Annotated in this window: 7 protein-coding genes; 5 read left to right on the top strand and 2 right to left on the bottom strand. The window is 52.8% G+C overall.

Annotation, left to right across the window (positions count from 1 at the left end):
* Nucleotides 1–549 precede the first annotated feature (549 nt).
* Nucleotides 550–1,065 (top strand): hypothetical protein, encoded by a 516-nt coding sequence (locus IK012_RS06875; RefSeq protein ID WP_290952304.1) that lies wholly within the window; start codon nt 550–552, stop codon nt 1,063–1,065.
* A 223-nt stretch (nt 1,066–1,288) separates the two neighbouring features.
* A complete protein-coding gene (locus tag IK012_RS06870) occupies nt 1,289–1,852 on the top strand; it encodes a hypothetical protein (RefSeq protein ID WP_290952302.1) in 564 nt (187 codons plus the stop codon).
* 97 nt (nt 1,853–1,949) lie between these two features.
* On the opposite strand, the gene IK012_RS06865 is transcribed toward IK012_RS06870, so the two are convergent.
* Together IK012_RS06865 and IK012_RS06860 are read right to left on the bottom strand one after the other, a co-directional pair.
* On the bottom strand, nt 1,950–2,549 hold the full coding sequence (locus tag IK012_RS06865) for a superoxide dismutase (RefSeq protein WP_290952300.1): 600 nt from the start codon (nt 2,547–2,549) through the stop codon (nt 1,950–1,952).
* A gap of 29 nt (nt 2,550–2,578) precedes the next feature.
* Nucleotides 2,579–3,676 carry a DUF1343 domain-containing protein gene (locus IK012_RS06860; RefSeq protein ID WP_290952299.1) on the bottom strand — a complete coding sequence of 366 codons (1,098 nt, stop codon included), beginning with the start codon at nt 3,674–3,676 and terminating at the stop codon, nt 2,579–2,581.
* A gap of 224 nt (nt 3,677–3,900) precedes the next feature.
* Between IK012_RS06860 and IK012_RS06855 the strand changes: the two genes are divergently transcribed.
* The 3 genes from IK012_RS06855 to IK012_RS06845 all read left to right on the top strand — a co-directional run.
* Nucleotides 3,901–4,371, top strand: a complete 471-nt coding sequence (locus IK012_RS06855; RefSeq protein WP_173379706.1) for a single-stranded DNA-binding protein — start codon at nt 3,901–3,903, stop codon at nt 4,369–4,371.
* Nucleotides 4,372–4,383: 12 nt separating this feature from the next.
* Entirely contained in the window at nt 4,384–5,346 is a 963-nt protein-coding gene (locus tag IK012_RS06850; RefSeq protein WP_290952296.1) for a hypothetical protein, read from the top strand.
* A gap of 10 nt (nt 5,347–5,356) precedes the next feature.
* Nucleotides 5,357–6,055 (top strand): aspartate-semialdehyde dehydrogenase (locus IK012_RS06845; protein WP_290952295.1); only part of this gene is annotated, 699 nt, incomplete at its 3' end.

Genomic DNA, 6,055 nt, shown 5'->3' with positions numbered 1-6,055 from the left:
CTGATACACGCCGCAAGCGACTTCTATTCTTTCAAGATGGCCTTTAATCCCATCCGGGACAGCCTTATTCTTTTTTATACCGAAAACCCTGAAGAACCGCTGGATTCCCTGCGGCAAGAGGTTTTGCTTAATTGGTCGTGCCGGTACGCGTTGGGCTGTTCTTTACAGCCTCCCGTAGGGAGCGGCTTTTACATATCGCGAGGACAATTTCAATTTTTTGATAATAACGACGAAGATATCCAGCATTTTTTTTCAACGATTCCAGACACATCGTATTACCGGATATACCTTGAGCAAAAGCAGTATATCGATTCAGTAGCAGCACAGCAAAAACCTAATGTCCGCCATAAGGTACAAAGCGCACTCACGCAATTAACATACAAAATGCGACGGGATTCTTTATCTAAAAAAGAACGCAGGGAATACGCACAACTTATAGACCGGCAAACCGACTCCGTTGCAACGGATTACCATCTGGGAACATACGGGAGATCTCAGTTAAGGCATTATGCGCCACGTCGAATTTTCGCATTTGACATTTCCTTCTTTATGGCGATGCCGACCATTGACGATTCCTTCAACAAAATCCGGTTCTACGGCGGGGACGTTTCCGTAAAGGCAACAACGTCTAAAGGGGACTTTGGTTTAGGATTTAACGTCGGCTCCGGTAAAAACGAAAGGGACGACATTCACTACGAAGACATCTACCACAAGGGCGGGGAAACCACCAGCGGTGCGGCCCTGTACTTCGCCTACGGCTATCCGGTTTTTGACAATATAGACCACAGGATTCTCCCGACGATCAAACTATGCTACTACAACGGCGGTTCCGGGGATGAATCTATCCCGGCAGAAGACGACGCACACAAACTGTTTTTCTATTCCCTAGGCCTTCGTTACGAATATACCATCAACGCCCCCGCCGACAAGGAGGACTATCGTAAAGGACTCCTGCATGACGCCGTTTTCGCGACGATCCATTTCGGCTTCGACGTAAACATGCGTGCCGCCGATGTCATCGCCATCAAGGCCTTTATCGGGCTTAGCTTAGGGCTCTTTACGTAAAGCATCGCGATTCCACCTTCAATGAAATACTGTTTTTCACCCCTATCGAACTACTCCTAAAAAGGTGTCCCGATAGTACTAATCGTTTGTATTCAGTAGTCCTAGTATTAAATACGAAATCACCCAATCGGGTTATGGACAAATAATACTACCGCAGTTTATCTTTGAAACTGCAAACAAACGAAACTATCACAAAAAACACCTCATAAAAGGAGTAAACAAAATGGAAAACGAAAACTACGCCGGCGCCTGGACTGTCAACGTAATCACCGACAACATTCCCCAGGAAATCCAAGAAGCTTTTGCCAAGGTGATGAACCTTCACGGAGCCTCGTACAAGTTCCTCGCCTATCTCGGTAGCCAGGTTGTCAACGGAATCAACCACGCTATTCTTGCGGAACAGACTATCCTTGACAAGGACGGAACCAAGAACATCGTAATCGTTGTCTTAAATATCAGGCAGGGCGAATTCTCGCTCGTCGGCATCCATAGTGTCCTCCACGGCAGCCCGAGCACATACCAAGGCGGAATCGAAGTCAAGGGACTTGTCCCGCCCTCCACTGCAGCCATGGCAGAATTCAAGATTGCAACAGAGCATTTTGTCGGTTCCGATATCAAGCCGTTTGCCCAGCTCGCAACCCAGGTGGTAAAGGGAATCAACTATTTCCTCGCGGCCGAAGTCACCCCGGTTTACCCCAAAGCGAAAACAACCGTCGATATCATCACCGTCAACTCGATGTGCACACCCAAGCTTACATTCAGAACGATTTTCCCGTTCGAATCGTAAGATTCTTTCCTTAGGCTGGAGATACAAAAAAGGGCGATGGTCTTGGACCACCGCTCTTTTTCATGACGCGATTGACTCACGCCATTTTCAGTTTCAACTAGCCGAGACGCTTGTTGACTTCGTCCCAGTTGACGATGCTCCACAGCGCCTTCAGGTAATCCGGACGACGGTTGCGGTAGTCGATGTAGTAGGCATGGTCCCACACGTCGAAGGTCAGCAGCGGCTTGAGGCCCTTGGTGAGCGGGTTCTGGGCGTTGCCTTCCTGCGTAATCACGAGCTTGCCGCTGGCATCGGCGGAGAGCCATACCCAGCCGGAGCCGAAGAGGCCCGCGCCTTTCGCCTGGAATTCTTCCTGGAACTTCTCGAAGGAGCCGAAATCGCGGGCGATGGCCTCAGCGATCTTGCCCGACGGGGCGTTAGCCGGAGTCGGAGCCTTGAACTGCAAGAAGTACATAGAGTGGTTCAGGAACTGGCCCGCATTGTTGAAAACGCCGCCTTCGGCCGTCTTCACGATCTCTTCAAGGGACTTGCCTTCGAACGCGCTGCCCGGAAGGGCCGCATTCAGGTTGTTCAGGTAGGTCTGCAGGTGCTTGCCGTAATGAAACTCGAAGGTTTCCTGGCTGAGCGCCGGTGCAAGGTCACCCGCCGCATACGGGAGGGCGGGCATTTCGAATTTTCCATTGATGGGTTGAGTCATGGTGTCTCCTTTTCGCGGCTGCGCCGCGGTTAAATGCTGTTCTCGATGAATTCCTTACGGAACGTGCCGTTGCCGAGCAGGATGTCGATCGGGAGTTTTTCAAATTCATATTCGTAGGGCGGCTGCTTCCAGGCGAAATCGTTCGGGTACTCGTTGAAGATGTACTGCAGCAACTTCACCGCCATGTCGAAACTGCGGAACTTGTCGCGGTCGAGCACGTGAATCTGCGCTCCCCCGCAAATCTGCCCCGCGCCCTTGTGGAACGTGGGCTGGAAGTAATTCTCGCGGAAATACACGCCAGGAAGCTTGAGCCCGTTCATGTACTTGCAGAGCTTGACGGCATCGATAAACGGCGCACCGAAAATTTCGAACGGGCGCGTAGTGCCGCGACCCTCGCTCACGTTGGTGGCCTCGAACAGGCACATGCCGGGGTAAACTACGGCGGTATCGAGCGTCGGCATGTTCGGGCTCGGCAAAATCCACGGGAGTCCCGTCTGGTCGTACCACATCTTTTTGTCGTAGCCTTCCATGCCGAGCACGTAGAGTTCGCACTTGGGGAAGCGTTCTTCCTTGAACTGCACCGCGAGTTCGCCGATGGTCTTCGCGTGGCGCGTGCGGATGCTGTGGAGCCCCACGAAACTCGTGTAGTTCAGGTCCAGCACCGGGCCTTCTTCGTCGATACAGTTGATGGGGTTCGGACGGTCCACCACGATGACGGGAATGCCGGCCTTTTCGCAGGCCTTCATGCACAGGAAAAGTGTCCAGATGAACGTGTAGTAGCGTGCGCCTACATCCTGCAGGTCCACGAGCATCATGTCCACGTGGTTGAGCATTTCGGGAGTAGGTTCGCGGTGTTCGCCGTACAGGCTATAGACGGGAATACCCAGTTCGGGGTCGGTGTAGCCTTCCCATTCGATCATGTTGTCCTGGGTGTGCCCCTTGATGCCGTGCTGCGGGCCAAAAAGGGCAGAAAGCTTGAAGAGCTTGCCGTCGTATTCCTTGAGAAGGTCGAGGGTGTAACGCAGGTCGGGCAGAACGGAAGCCGGGTGAAGGACGGCGCCGAGACGTTTGCCCCTGAGGGCCTGGGGGAAAACTTTTTCAAAACGTGTAAGAGCGAGTGATACCATAGTTAAATATTATCAGCCTGGGACTAAGGGTTTCGTTTTTTCAATATAAAAATAAATCTTTCATTTTACGCCTGTAAGGCCAAAAACGGCGTCCTCCGTCAAAAGAGCCGCAAAATGTCAAACGCTATTGCAAATCGAAAAATTTTTCAAAAATGGCACAAAATGACAACCGGAATTTTTTATTTTTAGGGGCAGAAACTAAAAAAACAAAATAGGATTAGATTATGGCATATCTGAATAAAGTGATGCTCATTGGTAATATCGGTAAAGACCCTGAAATCCGCATGAGCCAGACCGGCGGACGCAAGCGCGTCTCGTTCTCGCTGGCAACAAGCCGCCGCTACCGCGACAACAACGGTGAACAGAAGGAACAGACTGACTGGCACAACATCGTCGGCTGGGGCAAGATTGCCGATATCGTCGAGCAGCTCGGCATCCGCAAGGGCATGAGCCTCTATGTGGAAGGTTCGCTCACCAACCGCAGCTGGACCGACCAGACCAGCGGACAGAAGCGCTATGCCACCGAAGTCAACATGGACACGTTCCAGCTCTTGACCCCGCGCGGCCAGGGCGGAGCTCCCGGTGCAAGCCAGGGCAATTCCTACGGCCAGTCCAACAGCTACGCCCCCGCACAGAATTCCACTCCGGTCTACGACGCCCCGATGCCCGAAGGCGACGACGACCTGCCGTTCTAATAGCACAGTCCTATGAACCAGGACATTGCCAATATTGCTTTGATGTTCGTGCTCCCGCTGGGGATTACGTTTATAACTATTCTCCAGTCTGCGGCAGCGGAACGCAACACGCATAAGATTGCAGGCGCAATCCTCTCGTTCTTCATCATCGTGATGGATTGCCTGTTCTACTTCGCCAAGAATTCCTTCATCAGCTACAACGCCGATGGAGGCCTTCTTCTTGCGTTCGCAAGCCTCGCGCTTTTCGGCGCTCTCTACGTCATCCGCAGCGAAGACATGCCCGCGAAAATCGCGAACGGCATGTTTACGGCGTTCATGATTGCCGCGTTCATCGGAATCGCCTACTGGGAAAGACCTACCCTTCTGGTCAAGAGCGAATACTCGTCGGCGGACATCGCGGCGCAGAACGCCGCATACCAGGACTACATAGCCTCGTTCCAGAACGGAGAAGGCGGCAAATGGGTCGAATCTCGCAAAGCACCCCGAAACGGCGCTGTCAGCCAGGGCGACAACCACGCTCCGAAGAGCCCGCTATCCGAAGCATCGTATTCCCGACTCGAAAAATACATCGATGAATGCCACAAGGTCGTCGAACGCATGAACGCCATCATCGCGAGCATCGAGAACTTCGACCTGCTTCCCGCAAACATCAGCGAATCGGAACGCGAGACGAGAAGCCAGCAGGCGCTTGCCATCAACAACAAGGCGACTTCGCTCAACAAGAAGACGCTCGGACTGTTCCACCCGCACGAATCGAGCGAGGCACATTCCGAAATCATCCAGGCGACCGAAAGCCTCCGCCTTGCCGCATATTCGCTTTATACGTACACACTGCAAGAAGATGCCAGCGAACAAGTCAAGCAGTACTCGCAGTGCAGGAGCCAGATCGCCCAGGCCAAGAACTTCCTGGAACGTTTCTGGAACGACATCGAAAATTTAAAATCAAACTATCAACCTCAACAAGAAGCAAATTAAAGGTTAAACTATGATTCGCAACGTAGCCATCATGGGTGCCACTGGCGCCGTGGGCCAAGAAATCCTCTCCATCCTCGAGGAACGCAACTTCCCGCTGCAGAGCTTGAAGCTCCTCGCCTCCGAACGCAGCGCAGGCAAGGAATTCAAGTTCAAGGGCGAAACGCTCAAGTGCGAAGTCCTGAACAAGGATTCCTTCAAGGGCGTCGACCTGGTGCTCAGCTCTGCCGGTGCCGCCATCTCGCAGGAATTCGCCCCCATCGCCGTCGAAAACGGCGCCGTGGTGGTCGACAACACGAGTTTCTTCCGCATGGACCCGACCGTTCCGCTGGTCGTCCCGGAAGTGAACCCCGAAGACATCAAGCTCTACAAGCCTGAATTCGGCGGCAAGGGCATCATCGCCAACCCGAACTGCACGACCATCATGATGGTCGTCGTCTTGAACCCGATCGAAAAGATCTCCCACATCAAGAAGATCCACATTTCTTCTTACCAGAGCGCTAGCGGTGCAGGTGCCGTCGCTATGGAAGAACTCAAGCAGCAGTACAAGGACATCCTCGAGACGGGTTCCACCACGCACATCAACAAGTTCCCGTTCCAGCTCGCGTACAACGTGATTCCGCAGATCGACAAGATGACGGAAAACGACTACACGAAGGAAGAAATGAAGATGTTCAACGAAACGCGCAAGATCATGCACTCCGACGTTCGT

The organism is Fibrobacter sp. (assembly GCF_017551775.1).
Taxonomy (GTDB): Bacteria; Fibrobacterota; Fibrobacteria; order Fibrobacterales; family Fibrobacteraceae; genus Fibrobacter.
Note: the sequence above shows the minus strand (reverse complement) of the source record. Positions and strands in the feature narration are given on the sequence as shown.